The organism is Proteus sp. HMSC14B05 (assembly GCF_001808035.1).
In the GTDB taxonomy this organism is placed as follows: Bacteria; Pseudomonadota; Gammaproteobacteria; order Enterobacterales; family Enterobacteriaceae; genus Proteus; species Proteus mirabilis.
Map to the genome: position 1 here is coordinate 17,639 of NZ_KV791966.1, position 22,083 is coordinate 39,721.

At 38.7% G+C, this 22,083-nt stretch carries 18 protein-coding genes; 10 read left to right on the plus strand and 8 right to left on the minus strand.

Annotation, left to right across the window (positions count from 1 at the left end):
• Window positions 1-111 precede the first annotated feature (111 nt).
• From HMPREF3129_RS02185 to HMPREF3129_RS02200, 4 genes are read right to left on the minus strand one after another with little or no spacing between them, the layout of a single operon-like run.
• On the minus strand, window positions 112-1,227 hold the full coding sequence (locus HMPREF3129_RS02185; RefSeq protein WP_004249992.1) for a secretin N-terminal domain-containing protein: 1,116 nt from the start codon (window positions 1,225-1,227) through the stop codon (window positions 112-114).
• A 6-nt stretch (window positions 1,228-1,233) separates the two neighbouring features.
• Entirely contained in the window at window positions 1,234-1,767 is a 534-nt protein-coding gene (locus HMPREF3129_RS02190) for a hypothetical protein (protein ID WP_036919372.1), read from the minus strand.
• Window positions 1,751-2,350 (minus strand): PilN domain-containing protein, encoded by a 600-nt coding sequence (locus HMPREF3129_RS02195; protein ID WP_004246641.1) that lies wholly within the window; start codon window positions 2,348-2,350, stop codon window positions 1,751-1,753. Before HMPREF3129_RS02195 ends, HMPREF3129_RS02190 begins: the two co-directional genes overlap by 17 nt.
• Window positions 2,338-3,162: a type IV pilus biogenesis protein PilM gene (locus HMPREF3129_RS02200; protein WP_036919369.1), complete on the minus strand. Its 825-nt coding sequence runs from the start codon at window positions 3,160-3,162 to the stop codon at window positions 2,338-2,340. The genes HMPREF3129_RS02195 and HMPREF3129_RS02200 overlap by 13 nt, the downstream gene beginning before the upstream one ends.
• A gap of 116 nt (window positions 3,163-3,278) precedes the next feature.
• On the opposite strand from HMPREF3129_RS02200, the gene mrcA reads away from it, so the two are divergent.
• Window positions 3,279-5,813, plus strand: coding sequence for a peptidoglycan glycosyltransferase/peptidoglycan DD-transpeptidase MrcA (gene mrcA, locus HMPREF3129_RS02205; protein ID WP_012368592.1), 2,535 nt, complete (start codon window positions 3,279-3,281; stop codon window positions 5,811-5,813).
• Window positions 5,814-6,146: 333 nt separating this feature from the next.
• Window positions 6,147-6,950 (plus strand): MetQ/NlpA family ABC transporter substrate-binding protein, encoded by an 804-nt coding sequence (locus HMPREF3129_RS02210; protein ID WP_004249852.1) that lies wholly within the window; start codon window positions 6,147-6,149, stop codon window positions 6,948-6,950.
• Between the two features lie 89 nt (window positions 6,951-7,039).
• On the opposite strand, the gene nudE is transcribed toward HMPREF3129_RS02210, so the two are convergent.
• A complete protein-coding gene (gene nudE / locus HMPREF3129_RS02215) occupies window positions 7,040-7,597 on the minus strand; it encodes an ADP compounds hydrolase NudE (protein WP_036919365.1) in 558 nt (185 codons plus the stop codon).
• A gap of 355 nt (window positions 7,598-7,952) precedes the next feature.
• Between nudE and umoB the strand changes: the two genes are divergently transcribed.
• The 4 genes from umoB to pckA all read left to right on the plus strand — a co-directional run bounded on the left by umoB (window position 7,953) and on the right by pckA (window position 13,283).
• Window positions 7,953-10,061 (plus strand): flagellar biogenesis regulator UmoB, encoded by a 2,109-nt coding sequence (gene umoB / locus HMPREF3129_RS02220; RefSeq protein WP_017827151.1) that lies wholly within the window; start codon window positions 7,953-7,955, stop codon window positions 10,059-10,061.
• Window positions 10,062-10,134: 73 nt separating this feature from the next.
• A complete protein-coding gene (gene hslR / locus HMPREF3129_RS02225) occupies window positions 10,135-10,548 on the plus strand; it encodes a ribosome-associated heat shock protein Hsp15 (RefSeq protein WP_004246651.1) in 414 nt (137 codons plus the stop codon).
• Between the two features lie 27 nt (window positions 10,549-10,575).
• Entirely contained in the window at window positions 10,576-11,460 is an 885-nt protein-coding gene (gene hslO, locus HMPREF3129_RS02230) for an Hsp33 family molecular chaperone HslO (protein WP_004246652.1), read from the plus strand.
• A 203-nt stretch (window positions 11,461-11,663) separates the two neighbouring features.
• Window positions 11,664-13,283 carry a phosphoenolpyruvate carboxykinase (ATP) gene (pckA, locus tag HMPREF3129_RS02235; protein ID WP_004246655.1) on the plus strand — a complete coding sequence of 540 codons (1,620 nt, stop codon included), beginning with the start codon at window positions 11,664-11,666 and terminating at the stop codon, window positions 13,281-13,283.
• 115 nt (window positions 13,284-13,398) lie between these two features.
• Here pckA and HMPREF3129_RS02240 read toward each other — a convergent pair whose 3' ends face one another.
• Both HMPREF3129_RS02240 and HMPREF3129_RS02250 read right to left on the minus strand, forming a co-directional pair.
• A complete protein-coding gene (locus HMPREF3129_RS02240; protein WP_004246656.1) occupies window positions 13,399-14,100 on the minus strand; it encodes a pirin family protein in 702 nt (233 codons plus the stop codon).
• A gap of 1,152 nt (window positions 14,101-15,252) precedes the next feature.
• The gene (locus HMPREF3129_RS02250; protein ID WP_004246658.1) at window positions 15,253-16,458 is read right to left on the minus strand and encodes a BaiN/RdsA family NAD(P)/FAD-dependent oxidoreductase; all 1,206 of its coding nucleotides are present in this window, start codon (window positions 16,456-16,458) and stop codon (window positions 15,253-15,255) included.
• A gap of 308 nt (window positions 16,459-16,766) precedes the next feature.
• Here HMPREF3129_RS02250 and pitA point away from each other — a divergent pair, with 308 nt between their 5' ends.
• A complete protein-coding gene (pitA, locus tag HMPREF3129_RS02255; RefSeq protein ID WP_004246659.1) occupies window positions 16,767-18,266 on the plus strand; it encodes an inorganic phosphate transporter PitA in 1,500 nt (499 codons plus the stop codon).
• Window positions 18,267-18,337: 71 nt separating this feature from the next.
• Here the strand turns inward: pitA and uspB are convergent, their stop codons facing one another.
• Complete coding sequence (uspB, locus tag HMPREF3129_RS02260) at window positions 18,338-18,670, minus strand: universal stress protein UspB (RefSeq protein WP_004246660.1); 333 nt, start codon at window positions 18,668-18,670, stop codon at window positions 18,338-18,340.
• Between the two features lie 413 nt (window positions 18,671-19,083).
• Between uspB and uspA the strand changes: the two genes are divergently transcribed.
• The 3 genes from uspA (at window position 19,084) to HMPREF3129_RS02275 (ending at window position 21,990) form a co-directional block, all read left to right on the plus strand.
• On the plus strand, window positions 19,084-19,518 hold the full coding sequence (gene uspA / locus HMPREF3129_RS02265) for a universal stress protein UspA (RefSeq protein WP_004246661.1): 435 nt from the start codon (window positions 19,084-19,086) through the stop codon (window positions 19,516-19,518).
• A 253-nt stretch (window positions 19,519-19,771) separates the two neighbouring features.
• On the plus strand, window positions 19,772-21,112 hold the full coding sequence (gdhA, locus tag HMPREF3129_RS02270) for an NADP-specific glutamate dehydrogenase (RefSeq protein WP_004246662.1): 1,341 nt from the start codon (window positions 19,772-19,774) through the stop codon (window positions 21,110-21,112).
• A 128-nt stretch (window positions 21,113-21,240) separates the two neighbouring features.
• The gene (locus HMPREF3129_RS02275) at window positions 21,241-21,990 is read left to right on the plus strand and encodes an SDR family oxidoreductase (protein ID WP_004246663.1); all 750 of its coding nucleotides are present in this window, start codon (window positions 21,241-21,243) and stop codon (window positions 21,988-21,990) included.
• The last annotated feature ends 93 nt before the right edge of the window (window positions 21,991-22,083 follow it).

The following is a 22,083-nucleotide window of genomic DNA, read 5'->3' on the forward strand; positions in this document are numbered from 1 at the left end:
ATCTATAAATAGAGATTATAAGAAAAAACAATGAATAACTTACAGTTTTATCTTGGCAGAAATAAGGTAATTGTTTGTATTATAATAAAAAAACAAATCACACTAAGAAAATTAGATTAATTTGGGTGTAATAAAAATAACCAATTCATGACGACTATGTTGGTCACGCTTATGGCTAAAAAGTATCCCTAGTAATGGCAGTGAAGATAAAAAAGGAATTTTTGCTGCATGCTGTTGCTGCTTTTGTTGAAATATTCCTCCTAACATCAGAGTCTCACCATCATGAATAGTAACTTCTGTCATTATTTCTTGTTTATCTATTGAAAGGTGTTCACTACCTCCTTGTACTAAGGCAATACCTGGTGTGTTTTGACTAATTTTTAATAGCAATCTAATTTTATTGCTTCTTTGAATGATCGGCGTTACTTCCATCCCCAAAACAGCCTCTTTAAATTCAACTCGGATGGTGTCGTTATCTCTGCTGACATAGGGAATTTCGGTTCCTTGCTTGATAGATGCCGTTTTTTCATGTGCAGCCGTTAATCGAGGACTGGCAATAATGGCGAGTTGTTTCTCTTGTTCTAAGGCGCTTAGTTCTAATTCTAAAAGACGACTATTAATTCTGGCGATATTAAAGGCTATGTAATGTAAGGGGTTTTTTGTTTTTTGATGCAGTGCCAATGCGGCAAGAGAAGGTGCTGTGAGCGGCGCTGATGCTATGTTATGGGGTGTTGTAGTATTGTTTGATGTACCTTCTAAATTTGTCGATTTCATATTGAGTAATCCCCACTGCGTTCCTAACTCATTTAACGCATCCTGACTGCTACTGATGATATGTGCGGTAATATGCACCTGTTGCTGTGGTGTTTCTTTAATTTTTAACCAATCAGAAATTTCAGTATGTGCTTTTTCTGTATCAATAATGGATAAGCTATTTGAATCTTTATCTATGGCTATTCGTCCATGATCACTGAGTAATGAAATTCCATAGTTCGTTAACTGCTGTGCCACGGTGGTTACATCAGCATACTGTAGTGGGTAGATACGATGGTGTAATGTGCTGTTTTGGTGTTGAAGAGTTTCACTATTATCTGTTTTATCAATGAAATGGTGAGTGTTATTACTATCAATAGGTTGTTCTGGATAAAAAGGATCTCTGGATTGAGCAAAACCAGCAAAGCACAAGATAGATAGTAGTAACAGCAAATAAAAAAAGACGCTTTTCATAATATTTCACTCTGACTTCAAAGGCGCTAGAACATTTGGTGTCGTTATGTCGACTAAATTCAATTCAACTGAGAGTAAATCAGGGGGGATAGGCGAAATGAGCAGTGCAGAAAGAGCGCAACCTGCTTGATGTAGATGCGCTAATAACGTTAGTAATTGTGAGTAAGAGAGTGAAAAACGTAGCTTAAAACTATTATCGACACTATGTTGCCAACTATGAGGTATCAAGTGATGGTTATCGATTATCTGTTGTAAACGCTGATAGGCTGAGCCTGTTTGTGGTGGAAGTTTATAGTCATTTTGTAACGTTTTTAATAAGGCTATAGCAGGAGACGAATGCAATATCGACTGCAGTTGTTGTATCTGCGTTTGGTGTTGGCTAATGAGCTGTTGTTGCGCAGTTATGTCCTGCTGATAGCCCGAAAAGCTGAATAAATAACATAACAAACTCACTATTATAGAAGGGGCTAAACTTAAGAGTGCCTTTTGCCAAAAAGGTAAAAGGGCGAAATAAATTACCCAATTAGTCTTTATTTTCATTGTTATCGACATCCTGTTCGCTATGCCTATGTTGAGATACTTGATATTGCCAACTCTGCCACTTACCAGAAAACCTTATTTCGCTGTAACGGGGATCTTGTTTGCTCTGTTGAAAAGAGGAGAGTGTTAATGATGTCAGGTTGGGGTGTTGGTTAACTTTAGATATAAAAGTAAGTGCCTGCTCACAAGGAAGCCGCACCTGAAGCGAAAATGTTGCATCATTTTCAGAAAACTGCGCGATATAACCTTCCGTAGGGAGCAGTGTTTCTAGTGCTTGAAAGAAAGCGAGGTAATTTAAATAGTGAAGCCAATGTTGATAATAATGCCAATAACGCTGTTGATATAAGCGGGTGACTTTCTGTTCATGTTGGTCATTGTGATATTGCTTTTGTAGTGAGTACTCACGTTTTTGATATTGTGATTGTAAAAGTGAGAGTGTTTTTACTTGTTGTACTAAATAATAAGCGTAGTAACCGCAAGCACTGAATGTAATAACAACGAGTATCATGCTCCAATAAAGCCACCGTTGTGCTTGATGTCGATATAAGGCTTGACGCCAAGGAAGAAAATTTATTTGATACATGCTGTCTCCCAAGGACGCAAAGCTAAACCAATGGCAATTAGAGGTAGCGTCTTTTTGGGCGGTATAGACATAAATAGCCGCTCTTTTTGGGTTGGCCAAATAGGCATTTGTTGGCGAAAGTATTCTGCATTGTCACCTGAGAAGTAACATTGCTCCTGTGGCCAATGATGCTTGATGAGTAATTGCTGTAATTGTTTTTCTTGCTCTTGGTGGTCTTGATAAGAAAGAGTACCGTAATGGGGCATCTCTTTATCTGCACAAACCCAAAGCAATTGATTATTTTGACAAAAAATTAATATGTTGTGAGGCGATATGTTGAGATGTGTGGCAACATAACGCAACGCACAAGCTGGAATATCAATCGCAGTGATGGTTAAGTTTATTTTGGCGAATAAGGCAATATAAGTCTCTATCAGTGTCTTGTTATGTAAATGGATGGCGAGATGTTGGTTATGTTGCCGATAATCGAATTGTACCGCTTGTTTGGTGACTTGTTGATGAGATGTGGCTCGGAGTTGTGCTAATCGATAATAGGCTGCTGGTGTCAGGGAAATCAGGTTAGATAAGGCAATGGTATGATAACTTGCCACTGTATCGGGTAATGCCAATGCAATACGGTTGATTGGCGGTAGAGATTGTTGCCATCGTTTTAAGATAGTTCTTAAATTTATATCATCTATATTATCATTAAGAGGTAAAGGGAATTGCCAAAATGCATTGATCTTCCATTGCTTATTCTGCTGAAATACTAAAACGGCATTGATATGATTGATATTAATTTCAATACCAATCTGATAATTATCTGTTTTCATAAATGATATCCATATCTATTGAATGTGTAATAGCCTATTTTCCAAGAGGCGTTACCTTTATACTACGCACTGTTTGTTTATAAACTGCCCAATTCACATTACATGGGAAATTTAAGGTGAAGTTCTTAAAATATTTTTTCATCTTCGTTTTTGCTTGCATAATTTTGGGAGCAGCCTCGATATATGGCATGTATAAATATGTCGAGCCTCAACTACCCGATGTCGCGACATTAAAAGATGTTCGTTTACAAACTCCTATGCAGGTCTTTAGCGCAGACGGAGAGTTAATGGCGCAATATGGCGAAAAACGTCGTTTGCCTCTTACCTTGCAGGAGATGCCTCCGCAATTAATTAATGCCTTTATTGCCACTGAAGATACGCGTTTTCGTGAACATCATGGTATTGACCCTATTGGCATCTCTCGTGCTGTTGTTGTTGCGTTAACATCGGGGCAAGCATCGCAAGGTGCCAGTACCATCACGCAACAATTAGCGCGTAATTTCTTCTTAACACCTGAGAAGAAATTAATGCGTAAAATCAAAGAAGCCTTTTTGGCTATCCGTATTGAGAAAGAGCTTACTAAAGATGAGATCTTGGCACTTTATCTCAATAAAATTTATCTAGGAAATCGCGCTTATGGTGTGGGTGCTGCTGCATATGTTTACTTTGGTAAAAGTGTGCATGATCTTAGCTTAAGTGAGATGGCTGTTATTGCAGGTTTACCTAAAGCCCCTTCGACACTAAACCCACTTTATTCGTATGATCGTGCCTTAAAACGCCGTAATTTAGTGTTACAACGCATGTTGGAAGAGAACTATATTACCCGCGAAGAGTATGACAGTGCTAAAGCTGAGCCTATTGTTGCTAAATATCACGCCCCACAAATTGATTTTTCAGCGCCTTATTTGACTGAAATGGTCAGAATGGAGATGTATCAGCGCTATGGCGAAAATGCCTATACGGATGGTTATAAAATTTACACTACAGTTATCCGTAAAGATCAATTAGCCGCTGAACAAGCGCTACGTAATAATGTTATTGATTATGATATGCGCCATGGCTATCGCGGTGCTCAAGAGGTGCTGTGGCATGCAGGGCAAACTCCTTGGGATGATAAAGCCATTAACGATAAGCTAAAGGGTATACAGACTTATGGCCCATTAATCCCCGCTGTTGTGTTATCCGCTGATGCTAAAGAAGCTCAGGTGGTATTAAAAAATGGCGATAAAATAACACTCGATTTAAAAGCGGTTCGTTGGGCGCGTAAATTTATTTCTGATACGGCTCAAGGGGCCACGCCGAGCAAAGTTGATGCTGTTGTACATGCTGGTGAGCAAATTTGGGTACGACAAAATAGTGAAAACGATTGGTTATTAGCACAGCTTCCTGAGGTTAATGCAGCTTTTGTCGCATTAGATCCACTTAATGGCGGTATTATTGCGCTGGTGGGAGGTTTTGATTTTGAATTGAGTAAGTTTAATCGCGTATCTCAATCGTTACGTCAAGTTGGTTCAAATATCAAACCTTTCTTATATGCGGCAGCATTAGATAAAGGGTTAACATTATCGACATTACTAAATGACTTACCTATTAGTCGTTGGGATGCGGGAGCTGGAACTGATTGGCGCCCTAAAAACTCACCACCTACTTACGCAGGGCCTATTCGTTTACGTCAAGGTTTAGGTCAATCTAAAAACGTAGTTATGGTGCGCGCTATGCGGGCGATGGGGGTTGATTACGCTGCAGATTATCTATTGCGTTTTGGTTTTCCTAATCAAAATATAGATAGAACAGAGTCATTAGCTTTAGGCTCACCTTCATTTACACCAATGCAAATGGCTCGAGGTTTTGCGGTAATGGCAAATGGTGGGTATCTCATTGAGCCATATTTTATTCAGCGTATTGAAAATGCTGATGGTGAAGTGATCTTTACTGCTGAGCCGAAAGTCGCTTGTCCTGAATGTACCGATATCCCCGTAATTTATGGTGATACTACGCGCTCTATTGCATTATCTGATGATTATATGGAAAACGTCGCACAATCTCAGCAAGCGCAACCGGCAGAAACGGCGCCTGATATTGAGTTAGAGCAAGCTCCTCTTGCTGAAACAGTCAAAGAAAGCCCATATGCTCCTCATGTGATAAGTACGCCACTGGCGTTTCTAATGCATGATGCGTTAAGAACCAATCTCGTTGGTGAGCCGGGATGGTCTGGTACAGGATGGCGTGCATTGCGAGATTTAAAACGTCAAGATATCGGTGGTAAGACAGGAACGACCAATAGCTCTAAAGATGCTTGGTTCTCTGGATATGGTGCTAATATTGTGGCGACTGCATGGATTGGTTTTGATGATAGTAGTCGCAATTTAGGGCGAACTGCCGCAACGGGTGGTGAAGCGGGTGCCAAAACGGCACAACCTATTTGGAATGACTTTATGAAAGTTGCTTTAGAAGGTGTTCCGGTACAAATGATGCCGATGCCAAAAGGCGTTGTTGCCGTTCAAATAGATCGCAATACCGGTAAGTTGGCGGGAGATGGCCCATCAATGAAAGAGTATTTTATTGAAGGCACTCAGCCAACAGAAAAAGCAAAAAGTGAAGTGGGTACACGGATCTTTGAGGATAATGGCGAATCTAACGAGCTATTTTGATTAATATAATAAACAAAAAGTTAGATTAAATAGCGATCTAACGAATAACTAAAGCGGGATAACAGATTGTTTCTCCCGCTTTTTGTTATCTAATAAATAGATATAGATACATCTCATCTTCCAACATGAAAATATTTCATGTTTTGTGTGTAAATCTATTTTGATCTCTCCACTCTTTCCCGTTATAAATAACTATCTAAACGTCTAGATGTCTAAATGCATGTTGGCATATAGTATAAGTAGTCCCCTTGATAGCATAATAAAAACATTAAACTTAATAATAACAATAAGTTATAAATAATAAGAATGACATGGTCGATTATTGGAGAGAAGATGAGAAAATTATTATTAGTGGTGCTTTTGGCCTGTACTTCATTGGTTTTAACCGCTTGCTCACCAGATGAAGGTGACAAACCGTTAAAAGTGGCAATAAATACAGGGCCAGATCAGCAAATTTGGGATGAAGTTGTTAAGCTGGCAAAAGAAAAGCAGGGATTAGATATCAAGGTGATCACCTTTAATGACTACGTGTTACCTAATGAAGCTTTGCGTAATAATGATGTTGATGTGAATGCGTTCCAAACCGTACCTTACTACGAAGCTCAAAGCAAAGAGCGTGGTTATCAATTTGAAATCATAGGTAAAACGTTTATTTTTCCTATTGCAGCTTATTCAAATAAAATCAAAACCATAGAGGCGCTTCCTGATGGTGCTACCGTCGCCATTTCTAATGAAGCAACCACCCTAGGTCGTAGTTTATTATTACTGCAGGCTCAAGGATTGATTAAATTAAAAGATGGGGTGGGGTATTTACCAACGACACTTGATATTATTGAAAACCCTAAGAAACTTAAATTTGCAGAAATTGATACACCACAACTAACTCGGACGTTAAGTGATCCTAATATTTACCTTTCCATCATCAATAATAACTTCTCTTCACAAGTGGGATTATTAGCCAAACGAGATGGTTTATTTATGGAAAATACCGATTCTCCTTATGTTAATTTGATTGTTGCCAGAGCCATAGACAAAGATAACGAACGATTAAAAAAACTCGTCGCGGTTTTCCAAAGTGATGAAATTTTGCAAAAAGCGCAAGAAGTTTATAAAGGTGATGCGGTGAAAGCGTGGTAACACGCTATTTTCTAATAAAAAGAGACGATAGATATCAAGGCCTCCCTATTTGGTGGCCTTAATTTTATCTGGATATCGCGAGCCAATTATTATTTTGGACAAACTTGTTGCAAATAACGTTGTGCTAAAAAGAGTGCACTGACATTACGAGCTTCGGTAAAGTCGGGATGATCTAATAAGTCCATCATCTTGGCGATAGGCCAGCGTATTTGAATTAACGGCTCTGGCTCATCGCCTACTAATTGTTCAGGATAGAGATCTTGAGCAATAACAATGTTCATTTTGCTGGAAAAATAAGAAGGCGCCATAGACAGTTTGGCTATTTCGGTTAAAGAGCCGGCACCATAGCCGATTTCTTCTTTTAATTCACGATTAGCCGCTTGTAAAGGGGTTTCACCCGCATCAATAGCCCCTTTGGGAAAACCAAAGTCATAATTTTCGATGCCAACAGCATATTCACGAATAAGGATCAGGTCATCATTGATGATAGGGACTATCATTACCGCTTCCCGGTTAGCGGGTTTCATTCGTTCATAAATACGTTTTTCGCCGTTGCTAAATTCCAGATTAACGGATTGGATCTGAAATAACCGAGAACGGGCAATGTTATCAATATTGAGTATATTCGGTTTTTTTAGTTCTTTCATAACAGCCCCTGATAGGAATAGAGATTAACCTGAATTTAACACATTAATGATAAAATAAATCCAACAATTAGATTTAGCTTTTTAGTGAAAATTGAGTACACTCCGCTACTAAACCCAGTTATTGATTGATTTTTTGGGAGTATTATTATTTATTGATGCGCTATTTTATCTGAAAATGGCATGGTTGGCGGATATAAAATTGATAATATATATAAATTATAACGCAACAACACAAATATAATTCATTGTATTTTAATAAAAAAATAGAACTAAAGAATAGGAATTGCCTTATGTTAGGTGGCATTTCAAATTTGTTATTGTTACTAAGCAACACCAGCATGAGTATGGGGAAAAAATGAGATTATCAGTCATTATATTGGCTATCTTCATGATTAGCCTATTTATAATGGCCGCCTTTCTATTCTTTAAAAGAAGGCGGCTTGATGGCTCATATCATCTTCCATCCCTCGCCAAACCGACTTACCGTAAACTAACACAAGATGATTATGGGGTAATTAGTGACTATTTGTCCTATTTTGGCACCTCTAAGTTTTCTTCTGGGTATTCGTTACAAAACTTTCCTGAAATACCCACTAAAGGTGAAGTCGTTACGACACTGCGTAATATTGTTAACCGGTTTGCGGGATCATCAGAGGGGCTCAATCATTGGCGCTATTACATTGATGCGGTAGAGATCCATATTCCTCCATTACTGGTGCCTTATCTGCAACAAGAAAATGTCCTCGATGTCGTTTGTACTCCTTCTATCCCCATTGTCATTGGTGTGAATGGCCATTTTCTTAAAGATGAAAAATCACATTTTTCTGCGTTAAGTTTAAAACAACTTTCTGAACCCATACTGTCAAATGGCACTTCCACTATCCAGAAAAATGAAGGTGATGCGGCGCATTTATTACATATTCGCCAAGAAACCAACGAAGAGTATCGGTTACATCATTCTTCAGGTTTTTGGAATGGCTCGTTAATTTGCTTAGGGTTAATCTTATGGTTAACGGCATTAATGATGCCACAAGTCTTTCTCCCTTGGATAATGGCTGCGGGAGGGACTTTTCTTGTTTTAGGCTTGTTTCTTATTTATCGACCCATCATCAAATCACGAAAACAAGAAGTACACTGTTTTAAAGGGCGTTTAAAACGCTGGGGACTGTTTGGTAATTTTGATCATGGGCAGGTAAAAAATATTTCGTTGGGGGGAATTGATTTAGTTTATCCTCCACATTGGGAACCTTATATTCAAAATGATATTGATAAGGTGACCTATTTAGAAATGTATCCTAATCATCATGTTATCAAGCAAGGGCCTTATTTATCATTGCATGATGAAGAAAAAAACTATCCGTATAAGCGTTACATTAAAAATATTATCTTTGTTGTTTGTAGCCTATTTATTATAGGTATGCTGTATCTCTATCAACCGTTATCATTATCAATGAAGTTAACTTTTTCATGGATAAAAGAGAGTGAACCTCATTTAGTGACTAACTTTACGGAGTTAGAAACGGCCAAGCTGCATGTAGGGGATATTATTCAGGCCAAAGGTGTCGGAATGTGTTATATGCCTCCAAACCTTTCCAGTAAGAATAATAAAACAATATTTGCACCTTTTGATTGTTCGGGGATTTATTGGAACAACAGCAACCCAATGCCAATGCCTGAGTCTAGTACGATTGAAAAAGCGGCAGCATTATTATATTTGGTTGAAGAGCAGCTACACCCCGTATCTAACAACCGTGTAAACCCAAGCTTAGGTCAAGCTATTACTAAATCTGGCATGAATCTTTTGGATAATTTTGATGGCATTATCTTGAAAACACAAGATTTATGCCCGAGAGAAAATGAATGTATTCGGCTTAAAATGGCCTTGGTAAACCTAAGTAATGTCAATGATTGGCCATCATTAGTTCAACGTGCAGAAAGTGGCAAATTAACAGGAACCAATGTTTTATTACGTGCTGTTAGCGCTGAGGCCTTGGAAAAGCTCGTTGACACCACCACATCATCTTTTATCTACCGAGAAATAGATAAGGCCGCAATACTGTTAAATAGTCCACCACCGGGTGGTGTGCTTTTAATCAGTGATGAAAGAAAACAGCTCGTTGATTATGCTTCAAATACCAATTCTGTATTTGAACCTACACCATTAGAGCAATGGCGAGAATTACAGCGATTATCTGATATTTTATTACACACACCTTTTAATACTGGAGGTGTAATAACGGGGATGGTAATTGATGCGAATGGCACGTTACAAATCTTTTTGCATAGCATGCCTGACTCAATGACCCTGTTATATTATATCGGTAATACGTTATTATTATTCTTCGCTATTGGATTTTTGATCCTGAATTTATTTTTTATCATCCGGCGCCGGCGACAAAATAATCAACGCATGCATAAAATCAGTCAATATTACGAGCACTGTTTTTATCGCCCTCCTCAGTAAGTTCCTTGTTGTGGAAGGCAATGTGTTTACTCTATCGCCTTCATGAAGAAGTTGAAGTTAAGGAGAGAAAGGGATGAGTCAACCATCGCAAGAAAGCGCTGTCCGTTTAGATAAATGGCTTTGGGCTGCACGTTTTTATAAAACGCGTGCCATTGCTCGCACTATGATTGAAGGGGGTAAAGTCCATTACAATGGTGTGCGAGGCAAGCCAAGTAAAAATGTTGAAGTTGGGGCTGAAATACGCTTACGACAAGGTAATGATGAACGGACAGTTACAGTCTTAATGGTGAGTGCACAGCGCCTAGGGGCGGCCCAAGCACAATTGCTCTATTGTGAAACACCAGAGAGTATTGCCAAGAGAGAAAAAATCGCTCTAGCAAGAAAAATGAATGCGTTAACGATGCCTCATCCCGAACGTCGACCTGATAAAAAGGAAAGACGCACCTTACTTCGCTTGAAACAGACAAATTTACCAGGATCGGATTAAACCGCTCCCCAGCAATGAGAGAAGATTATGTCTAAAAAAGACGCTTTATCACGCTTTTTATTTGAAAAAAGCGCGGTACGTGGTGAATTAGTTACCGTAACGGAAACCTATCAATCAATACTTGAAAATCATCATTATCCTGAGCCAGTTCAACACCTGTTAGGTGATTTATTGGTCGCGACAAGTTTGTTAACAGCTACGCTGAAATTTGATGGTGATATTACCGTTCAATTACAAGGTGATGGCCCAGTACGATTAGTGGTTATTAACGGCAATAATGAACAACAGATGCGCGGTGTTGCACGTTTTAGTGATGATGTTAAAGCCGGTAGCAGCTTAAAAGAGATGATGGGCAATGGCTTTATGGTTATTACCATCACACCTAAAAAAGGTGAGCGTTACCAAGGTATTGTAGCGTTGGATGGTGAAACGATAGAAGCTTGTATTGATAACTACTTTAATCAATCAGAGCAGTTACCTACCCGTGTCTTTATCCGCACAGGTCTGCAAGATGGAAAAGCGGCGGGGGCAGGTATGTTATTACAAGCCTTACCTGCGAGTGCAGAACATAGTGCTGATGAGACAGCAGAACACTTTGAGCTATTAACACAACTTACGCACACCATTAAAGCTCAAGAGCTGTTTACACTTGATACTAAAGAGATTTTACATCGCTTATATCATGAAGAAGATGTGACATTATATGATCCACAACCGATAGCATTCCATTGCACGTGCTCTCGTAAACGTTGTGAAGATACATTAGTAACATTATCTAAAGAAGATGTAGCTCATCTGTTACAAGAACAAGGTAAAATTGATATGGAGTGTGAATATTGCGGTGCTCATTATATCTTCACTGAAGAAGATATTAATAATATCAATAAATTATCTAGCTCTAATTTGCACTGATTCGATTTAGCAACGTAAATCACCCTAAAGGACGCTATTTTGCGTCCTTTTTTATTCAACAATTTTTCTGTAGATTTGTGCATTAGTTCTCGTTATTAACATAAAAAAATATAAATTTTCAAAATATTGATAACAATCGCTGTTAATTAGTTGTAACACCTTAATAATGCTCATAGAAAAGCCTATTTATCAGGAGCAAAACTATGAACGTTAAAGGTCTTACCCCTAAGGATCTCGAGCAGTACGGTATTCATGACATTAGTGAAGTCATTTATAACCCTAGCTATGACTTATTATTTGAAGAAGAAACTAAGCCAGGATTAACAGGTTATGAGAAAGGCACATTAACCTCGTTAGGCGCTATTGCTGTTGATACGGGGATTTTTACTGGACGTTCTCCGAAAGATAAATACATTGTTCGTGATGATGTTACTCGTGATACTGTGTGGTGGGCTGATCAGGGCAAAGGTAAAAATGATAATAAACCACTCTCACCGCAAGTATGGGCTGATTTAAAATCATTAGTTACTGAGCAGCTATCAGGCAAACGTTTGTTTGTCGTTGATGCCTTTTGTGGTGCTAATGCAGATACGCGATTAAAAGTGCGTTTTATCACCGAAGTGGCTTGGCAGGCGCATTTTGTTAAGAATATGTTTATTCGCCCTACGCAAGAAGAGTTAGAAAATTTTACACCTGACTTTATTGTGATGAACGGTGCTAAATGTACCAATCCAAATTGGAAAGCGCAGGGATTAAACTCTGAAAATTTCGTTGCTTTCAACTTAACTGAACGCATTCAGTTAATTGGTGGTACTTGGTATGGCGGAGAGATGAAAAAAGGTATGTTCTCTATGATGAACTACTTCCTGCCATTAAAGGGTATTGCTTCTATGCACTGTTCGGCAAACGTTGGCGAAAGTGGTGATGTAGCCATTTTCTTTGGTTTGTCAGGGACAGGTAAAACGACATTATCAACAGATCCTAAGCGTAAACTGATTGGTGATGATGAACATGGCTGGGATGATGATGGTGTATTCAACTTTGAAGGAGGTTGTTACGCTAAAACTATCCATCTATCAAAAGAAGCTGAGCCAGATATTTACGGTGCCATTAAACGTGATGCCTTATTAGAAAATGTCGTGGTATTAGCAGATGGTAGTGTTGATTTTGATGACGGCTCAAAAACAGAAAATACCCGTGTATCTTATCCAATCTATCATATTGATAATATTGTCAAACCGGTATCGAAAGCGGGTCATGCTAAAAAAGTCATTTTCTTAACTGCCGATGCCTTTGGGGTGCTACCTCCGGTAGCTCGTTTAACACCCGAGCAAACTCAATATCACTTCTTATCAGGCTTTACTGCGAAACTTGCTGGAACAGAGCGTGGTGTGACAGAGCCAACACCGACGTTCTCTGCGTGTTTTGGGGCAGCATTTTTATCACTCCATCCAACACAATATGCTCAAGTGCTAGTAAAACGTATGCAGGCTTGTGGAGCACAAGCTTACTTAGTGAATACGGGCTGGAATGGTACGGGCAAACGTATTTCAATTAAAGATACTCGAGCGATAATTGATGCCATTTTAAATGGTGATATTGATAAAGCGGAGACTCAAACTCTGCCTGTATTTAATTTGGCGATCCCAACAGCGCTTCCTGGCGTTAATAGCGAAATTTTAGATCCTCGAGACACCTATGCGGATAAAGCACAATGGGATGTTAAAGCGGACGATCTTGCTGATCGCTTTGTGAAAAACTTTGATAAATATACTGATACGCCAGTAGGGCAAGCGTTAACAAAAGTGGGCCCTAAACGCTAGTTATTGGTTTTATTGATAAAAAATTCCCTGAGATGAAAGACATCTCAGGGAGTTAACAAGAAAACAAAGTGAAATAAATTGTTTGAGAAAAAGTGGCTTTAGGTTGGTAGCCCAACTATGCTGTTACAGGAGGTAAGTCAAACAGCAAGACTTCACTGTCTTCATCACCAACGAAATAGATAATATCTTCATTCGCGATGGCGATGCCATCACTGGTGGTCGCAATAATGTCATTAATTGCTATCTTTCCTTTAACGACTTGCAACCAAACATTTCTTCCTGCTTCTGGCTGATATTGTGCCTCTTCTCCTTTTTTTAGGTTCCAACGCCACAGCGTCATATCTTGGAACACTTTTAACGAGCCATCACGTGCATCTGGTGACAAAATAAGCTGTTTACTCTCTGTGGTATTAAAACGACGTTGATCGTAACGTGGTGTAATACCGGTGGTATCAGGCATGATCCAAATTTGATAAAAATGCAGGCCTTTATCACTATTTGGGTTGTACTCGGAATGAGTGATACCTGTACCTGCGCTCATTATTTGAAATTCACCGGCGGGTACATTTTCTTTATTACCCATACTATCTTTATGCTCAATATTACCTTCAAGCACATAGGTTAAAATTTCCATATCTTTATGAGGATGGGTACCAAAACCCTCACCGGGCATCACTCTATCTTCATTAATGACGCGTAAGGCGGAAAATCCCATAAAGTTAGCATCGTAATAGCTTGCGAAAGAGAAGGTATGCCAGCTATCTAGCCAACCATGATTAGCGTGGCCTCTTTCATTTGCTTTGCGTAAATAAATCATAATGTGTTTCCTTCTCTGAAGTTGTTGAACACAGTTTACGCAATTAAGCTAAGTAAAAAAGCGGAGGAATTTAATCTGAGGATCCAAATAATTTGAATAAGGGAGCATTGAGTTGATACTGTGCATATATAAAGTATGAGGCTACTATTACTTAGGTATTAATTGAAACTTCTTTCAGGAGGGGGCTTCTTATCTTTTCTTTTAACTAGCTCTGAAGTAAAAATAATCGCTAAATAAGTTTAGATTATTACTTTCTGAAAATGTAAGTGATTAGTTTTTTTATTTTTATTTTTATAAATACATATGTTATTTTGTTTGCTAGATATAGACTACCAAATGAATGGTATGCGCTAAATATATAGATAAAAGATATCATCCCACCGCTAAGTGCAATTTTATATTTTAGAGGTAAGTTTTCGTTGTTGATAAAAACTAATGAAATCAATGAAATAAATAAAATAACTTGAATGTTACATTTTACATTAAACTTTATATTCTTATATTTATTATTTTTAATTAGCTGATCTTTATCATTTTTATTTAGCATATTTATCTTCTTGTTTTTATTGGTTTTTATATTTATTAATGAATGAGCACTAATGTTGTATAAGAAGAAATATCATAATAATAATATGATAAAATGTATACACATTCATTTTTATACTAAAAATTAGGTAATTAGCCTAAATTAGTTTTTCGTTATTAGAAAAATCAAGAATAAAAGATATAAAAATATGGCCTCTTTCTTTACCTATTTCACTGGTTTCTAAAATTTTTTAATATCATATCTATTCATAGATAATGAGCATAAAGTTATTGAAATATATATATATTTATTATATGGATGTTGATATTTTGTCCATTCTAACAAAAAGAAAAAGCCAGCACCCGGCTGGCTAAAGTAAAACACTGGAAGCAATGTGAGCAATGTCGTTCTTTCATATGACCCTGAAGGTGGTGCATCTGAAAGTGACTTAATGATAATAGTTCTCACTATCATTTGTAAAGTGTTTTTTTTAATCAAAACAGAAAAAATAATGCCAATTTCGTTAACTCACTGATTAACGAGTTATTTTATTTTGTTTTTAAAAAAATTATTATAACCAATAAGTTAGCCTATACTTTGTGTGGTTATTTATAAAAATAACGCGCCTACTTAGTCATGTGTCGAGAGATCAATGCTTGGGCACAGGCATAAGCAGAGCTCCATGCCCATTGGAAGTTATATCCTCCTAACCAACCTGTGACATCAACCACTTCACCAATAAAATAGAGACCTGTTATCTTTGTCGCTTCCATCGTTTTAGAGGAGAGATTACGGGTATCAACACCACCTAGGGTGACTTCTGCAGTGCGATAACCTTCTGTACCATTAGGTAAAACAAGCCATGCTTGTAGCAACGTCGTTATTTGTGTAATACGTTCATTGCTAAGTTGAGCCAGTGAGGTATCAGGCAGTTGATTATTTTCAATCATTATCTCTATAAAACGCTTCGGTAGTAGGCGAGAAAGTGTATTTTTTAATAATTGATTTGGCTGTGCTTGTCGTTTTTCTTGTAAATAGCCTTCCAAATCCGTGTCAGGAAGTAAGTTAATGCTCACATTCTCTCCCGGATGCCAATAACTAGAGATTTGTAAAATAGCAGGACCGGAAAGCCCACGATGAGTAAAAAGAATATTCTCTTTAAATTGGGTGCCATTTTCAGCGGTGACAATAGCAGGGATCGCCACACCAGAGAGCGGGCTGAGTTGTTCAAGTTGTGGCTTGTGTAATGTAAAAGGGACTAAGCCTGCACGAGTGGGCAATACATTAAGGCCAAATTGTTGCGCAATTTTATAGCCAAAAGGGGTGGCACCTAAACCGGGCATTGAAAGTCCTCCGCTGGCAATTACTACAGAGGAGGCGGTTATTGTTTTCCCTCCTACCAAAAGAGTAAAGCCTTCGGCGGTTTTCTCTATTTGAGTCACCTCACTACGTAAGCGAATACTTACTTTTCCTTCATGGCATTCTGCGAGTAATAAATCAACAATTTGCTGGGCAGAATCATCACAAAATAATTGCCCTAATGTCTTTTCGTGGTAAGCAATATGGTGCTTTTGTACTAACTCGATAAAATCCCATTGTGTATAGCGAGCAAGTGCTGACTTACAAAAATGAGGATTATCGGATAAGTAAGCTGATGGCTCGATATACATATTGGTAAAATTGCAACGTCCACCACCAGACATTAAAATTTTTCTGCCGGCTTTTTTGCCATTATCTAAAACTAAAACAGATAATCCCGCTTGTCCTGCTAAAGAGGCACAAAAAAGTCCAGCGGCCCCTGCACCTATAATAACTGTATCGAATGATCCCACAATGATGTCTCGTTCTTGGTTGTCTCTGACTACTTAATCAGTGATCTTCGTGTAAAATCAGAGTATTTTGTAGAATTATATGGAGAAATCTGTATTTTTCACCTAAATTCGTATTTGCAAGCAAAAAATTTATCAGAAATTTACTTTTTTTTTATGTTTATTAATTAAATGATATATAAGGAATTATCTTAAAAACCCGTCATTTTCCTTGGTTATCAAATCAAAAAAAGGTTAAATTTCGCTTCCACCGTTCGCATTTGTCGCTGATAATGCGCCGCGTTCATGTCCAACTAACTGGCTTAACGTCTATGCTACATTTGTTTACTGACCTGGAATTTCATACAGGTTTAATGTTGGTTTTAGCACTGATTTTCGTGCTATTTTATGAAGCCATTAATGGCTTTCATGATACCGCAAATGCGGTAGCAACTGTTATTTATACTCGTGCTATGCGTGCGCAATTTGCGGTCGTGATGGCGGGTGTATTTAACTTCCTTGGAGTTTTGCTCGGTGGATTGAGCGTGGCTTACGCTATTGTTCACTTATTACCGACAGATCTTCTGCTAAATGTGAGCTCGGCTCATGGCCTTGCCATGGTTTTTTCGTTGCTGTTAGCTGCCATTATCTGGAACTTAGGTACATGGTATTTCGGTATTCCAGCATCCAGTTCACATACGCTGATAGGTGCTATCATTGGTATTGGTTTAACAAATGCTATCGTGACAGACTCGTCAATCGTTGATGCATTAAACATACCTAAAATGATCAGTATCTTCCTTTCTCTTATCCTTTCCCCAATTATTGGCTTGGTGATTGCTGGCGCGATGATTTTCTTGTTACGTCGCTATTGGAGTGGCACGAAAAAACGTCGTCGTATCCACCTAACCCCTGCCGAACGTGAGAAAAAAGATGGTAAACGCAAACCACCATTTTGGACTCGTACCGCGCTGATTTTATCTGCGGTAGGGGTGAGTTTCTCACATGGTGCGAATGATGGTCAGAAAGGTATTGGTCTTATCATGTTAGTTTTAATTGGTGTCGCCCCAGCAGGGTTTGTCGTCAATATGAATGCTAGCGGATACGATATCACTAAAACTCATGATGCCGTTGTACACTTACAACAGTATTATGAGAAGCATCAACCAGCTCTACAACATGCGATTGAAAATACCCCGGTAGTATCAGCACAAGCTGATCCTAACGACACGGATTTTCATTGTAATAGCGCAAGAACGCCAATTGTTCTCAATCAAACAGAACAAATGTTGTCTGGTATTAGCTCTTATGATGAGCTGAGTGCAGACCAGCGTGCTCAAATGCGTCGCTTACTGATGTGTATTGCTGATACAGCTACGGAAGTTGCTAAACTACCAGAAACTAGCGCCCAAGATGCACGGTTCTTAAAAACATTGAGTCGTGACCTGCTAAATACAGTGGAATATGCACCAATTTGGATCATTATCTCTGTGGCTTTAGCGCTCTCTATCGGGACAATGGTAGGTTGGAAACGCGTTGCGGTAACTATCGGTGAGAAGATTGGTAAAAAAGGTATGACTTATGCGCAAGGTGTTTCTGCTCAGGTAACTGCTGCAGTTTCTATCGGTGTAGCAAGTTATACAGGTATGCCAGTATCAACAACACAAGTGTTATCATCTGCGGTTGCAGGTACGATGATTGTTGATGGTGGTGGGGTGCAGACCAAAACCGTGAAAAATATTGCGCTGGCCTGGATCTTAACATTACCAGTGAGTATTGCTTTATCCGGTGTGCTTTATTGGATTTCACTTTCACTGCTGGTGAATAGCTGATAATAATAAGCATCCTAATAGTATTGAGAAACGGTGACTAACTCGTCACCGTTTTTTTATCCCTATAAAACCTACCAAATAATCATGGCGATCAAGCTTGCTACAGCAAGAATACAAAAGCGACTTACTAGGTAGAATTGTCGATAAATCCGTTCACAACGCATAATCACTTCAGGATCATGGTGGTTAGTATATTGGCGTTGATTTATATATCGAATAAGTCTTAACTGTTTTGAAAATTGACCATGCATAGTGAAAAATCCATTCCCATCGACAGATTGGTAAAGTAATGGATCAGATTGGCGCAATATGGTGAGTAATACCCGAATTGATGAGAAATAACGCATCATATTAATCAGGCAAAGAATACACAACGCCCAAAAGATAACAATGACACTAAACATAATCCCCTCCCTAGAATAGCTGATTCTGAGATGAGAAAACCTTTTGCATTTACATGGAAAGGTTAATTTTTCTCTTATTTAAGTCTAGGTGATATTAAGCAAGAAATAAAAGCGAGTTGTTCAAGTTGTTCGCTTTTTCAAAAAAATGATTAAAAAATAACTCTAATAGGGTGTTTTTATTGTGCCTTGTGCATTATTCACATTAATATGTGGATATTGTCGAAGAACGACTCCTCACTTATTTAAAATGGTGTATATTGTTGTTACCGATAGATGCTTTCTTTGATGGTATTTGCACTAAGTTGTGATCAAGGCAACATCTAACTTTCATCATAAAACGTTATATTTAATGTAAAGGATATAGGCGTAATAGCCTTTCCGACCGATTAATCAGCTTATGGAAGGAGTTTACGATGGCTTATAAGCATATTCTAGTTGCAGTTGATTTATCCCCTGAGAGCAACGTCTTGGTGCAGAAAGCTGTATCTATGGCAAAACCCTATAATGCCAAAGTTTCCTTAATTCACGTTGATGTTAACTACTCTGATCTGTATACCGGTTTAATTGATGTTAACCTTGGTGATATGCAACAACGCATCACTGATGAAACACGTAATGCACTAAAAGATCTCTCTGATAACTCAGGTTATGAGATCCAAGAAACACTCAGTGGTAGCGGGGATTTAGGCCAAGTTCTTGTTGATGCGATTAAAAAATACGATATGGACTTAGTGGTTTGTGGTCATCACCAAGATTTCTGGAGCAAATTGATGTCATCAGCACGTCAACTAATTAATACCGTTCATGTTGATATGTTAATTGTTCCTCTGAAAGATGATGAAGAGTAATCAACTGATTATTTAAGCAAAAAAAATGCCTGCTTATGCAGGTATTTTTTTGTCCAAAAATCCTGATTTTATTAGCCTTTAGTGAGGTCAAGCTTTTTTTTTTGTCTAATTATAAAAAAAATGTCTTGAAGTAGGAATACATTTTAATGATATATTCAATAGGCAAAACAATATCAACCTCACATAAATCCCAAAAATATTCCGAATAAATGAGGTTATGCCAACATCACATTACATAAAAAGGAATAGCTGAATGAATAGATCTGGCTCATTATCTTCGTTTTTAGAAGAGGTAGAAAAATATAACGCTCATCAACCTGAATACCATCAGGCGGTACGTGAAGTTTTTACCACTCTGTGGCCTTTTTTAGAGAAAAATCCACAATATCGTGAACAATCATTACTTGAGCGCTTAGTTGAGCCTGAACGTATTATTCAGTTTCGCGTCTGTTGGTTAGATGATAAAGGACAAGTTCAAGTTAATCGCGCATGGCGAGTACAATTTAACTCTGCTATTGGTCCCTACAAAGGTGGAATGCGTTTTCATCCATCGGTAAACCTCTCTATTCTAAAATTTTTAGGTTTTGAACAAACCTTTAAAAATGCACTGACAACACTGCCGATGGGAGGCGCTAAAGGGGGATCTGATTTTAATCCCAAGGGGAGAAGCCACGCAGAGGTAATGCGTTTTTGTCAGGCGTTAATGACTGAGCTCTATCGTCATTTAGGGGCTGATACTGATGTCCCCGCGGGAGATATTGGTGTGGGGGCAAGGGAAGTTGGCTTTATGGCCGGAATGATGAAAAAGCTCTCGAATAGCAATGAATGTGTCTTTACGGGTAAAGGTTTATCATTTGGTGGCAGTTTGATCCGCCCAGAAGCCACAGGGTACGGTTTAGTCTATTTTACTAACGCAATGCTTAAACGTCACGGTATGTCCCTTGAGGGAATGCGTGTAGCCGTTTCTGGTGCTGGCAATGTGGCACAATTTACCATTGAAAAATGCCTTGAGCTGGGTGCGAAAGTGGTCACCGCTTCAGATTCTGGCGGAACCGTGGTGGATGAAGCTGGATTTACAACCGAAAAACTGGCTCGCTTAACTGAAATTAAAAATAATTATGGTCGTATTGAAGAGTACGCCAAAGAGTTTGGTTTAACTTATCTTGAAGGGCAACAGCCTTGGGCTGTCGCTGTTGATATTGCACTACCTTGTGCTACACAAAATGAATTAGATTTAGACGCCGCAAAAGTGTTAATTAAAAACGGTGTTAAAGCTGTTGCCGAAGGCGCAAATATGCCAACGACCATTGCGGCAACCGATGCTTTTATTGAGGCGGGAGTCTTGTTTGCACCGGGTAAAGCCGCTAACGCTGGAGGGGTAGCAACTTCGGGATTAGAAATGGCGCAAAATGCAGCACGCTTGAGTTGGAAAGCTGAGAAAGTTGATGCTCGCTTACATCATATTATGCTGGATATTCATCACGCTTGTGTAAACTATGGCGGTGAAGGTAAACAAACTAATTATATTCAAGGGGCTAATATTGCAGGTTTTGTTAAAGTTGCTGATGCAATGTTAGCGCAAGGCGTGCTGTAATTTTTTAAGTTAGTGCGAGTGCATAGCGCTCGCTCTGACCGTTTCAATCATTTTCTCTTCCCTCTTAGGCCTAATTTTCATCTGCTATGCTTAAAAGAGTGACTATTTATTTTTAAGCTGGAGGTTATATGGCTACGCAAATTGATTTTACTCTCTCGAATAAAGTGGCTGTTATTACTGGTGGTGCGGCTGGAATTGGCTTATCTATCGCACAGATGTTTATCGAAAAAGGGGCTAAAGTCGCTTTGTTGGATAGATCAGAGCAGGTTGAGCAAGTGGCGCATCGTTTAAATAGTGCGGTGGGGATCTGGTGTGATGTTTCAAGTGAAGAGTCCGTAAAACAGGCGGTACACTCAGTCATTGAAGAGTTCGATCGCATTGATATTCTTGTTAATTGTGCAGGTATTGTCGCTTTAGCTCCCGCCGAATCGCTATCTCTTGAAGATTGGAATAAAACCTTATCAGTTAATTTAACGGGGACTTTTTTACTGTGTCAGCAAGTGGGGCAACATATGCTACAACGCGGGCAAGGTAAGATAATTAACCTCGCCTCTCAAGCAGGTATTATCGCTTTACCAGAACATATTGCCTATTGTGCAAGTAAAGCCGCCATTATCAATATGACAAAGGTGATGGCGCTAGAGTGGGGACCCAAAGGCCTACAAATCAATGCGATATCCCCTACTATTGTGATGACCGATTTAGGTAAAAAGGCTTGGGAAGGTGAAAAAGGTGAACAGATGAAAGCGCAAATACCGGCAAGGCGATTTGCTGAGCCAGAAGAGATTGCTGCCGCGGCTGTATTTTTAGCAAGCGGTGCAGCGGATATGATCAATGGCCATAATCTGGTGATTGATGGTGGATATACTATTCAATAGATAGCGATATTATAATTAAAAAGTTATGGCAAAAGAGGGGGAGACACGCCCCTCTATGGGTTATCCAAAGCACCGTAAAACCCCGTCCTTCAG

Coding starts and splice junctions, on each gene's coding strand:
- HMPREF3129_RS02185 (WP_004249992.1), bottom strand. CDS start 1,227: ATGAAAAGCGTCTTTTTTTATTTGCTGTTACTACTATCTATCTTGTGC.
- HMPREF3129_RS02190 (WP_036919372.1), bottom strand. CDS start 1,767: ATGAAAATAAAGACTAATTGGGTAATTTATTTCGCCCTTTTACCTTTT.
- HMPREF3129_RS02195 (WP_004246641.1), bottom strand. CDS start 2,350: ATGTATCAAATAAATTTTCTTCCTTGGCGTCAAGCCTTATATCGACAT.
- HMPREF3129_RS02200 (WP_036919369.1), bottom strand. CDS start 3,162: ATGAAAACAGATAATTATCAGATTGGTATTGAAATTAATATCAATCAT.
- HMPREF3129_RS02210 (WP_004249852.1), top strand. CDS start 6,147: ATGAGAAAATTATTATTAGTGGTGCTTTTGGCCTGTACTTCATTGGTT.
- nudE (WP_036919365.1), bottom strand. CDS start 7,597: ATGAAAGAACTAAAAAAACCGAATATACTCAATATTGATAACATTGCC.
- umoB (WP_017827151.1), top strand. CDS start 7,953: ATGAGATTATCAGTCATTATATTGGCTATCTTCATGATTAGCCTATTT.
- hslR (WP_004246651.1), top strand. CDS start 10,135: ATGAGTCAACCATCGCAAGAAAGCGCTGTCCGTTTAGATAAATGGCTT.
- hslO (WP_004246652.1), top strand. CDS start 10,576: ATGTCTAAAAAAGACGCTTTATCACGCTTTTTATTTGAAAAAAGCGCG.
- pckA (WP_004246655.1), top strand. CDS start 11,664: ATGAACGTTAAAGGTCTTACCCCTAAGGATCTCGAGCAGTACGGTATT.
- HMPREF3129_RS02240 (WP_004246656.1), bottom strand. CDS start 14,100: ATGATTTATTTACGCAAAGCAAATGAAAGAGGCCACGCTAATCATGGT.
- pitA (WP_004246659.1), top strand. CDS start 16,767: ATGCTACATTTGTTTACTGACCTGGAATTTCATACAGGTTTAATGTTG.
- uspB (WP_004246660.1), bottom strand. CDS start 18,670: ATGTTTAGTGTCATTGTTATCTTTTGGGCGTTGTGTATTCTTTGCCTG.
- uspA (WP_004246661.1), top strand. CDS start 19,084: ATGGCTTATAAGCATATTCTAGTTGCAGTTGATTTATCCCCTGAGAGC.
- gdhA (WP_004246662.1), top strand. CDS start 19,772: ATGAATAGATCTGGCTCATTATCTTCGTTTTTAGAAGAGGTAGAAAAA.
- HMPREF3129_RS02275 (WP_004246663.1), top strand. CDS start 21,241: ATGGCTACGCAAATTGATTTTACTCTCTCGAATAAAGTGGCTGTTATT.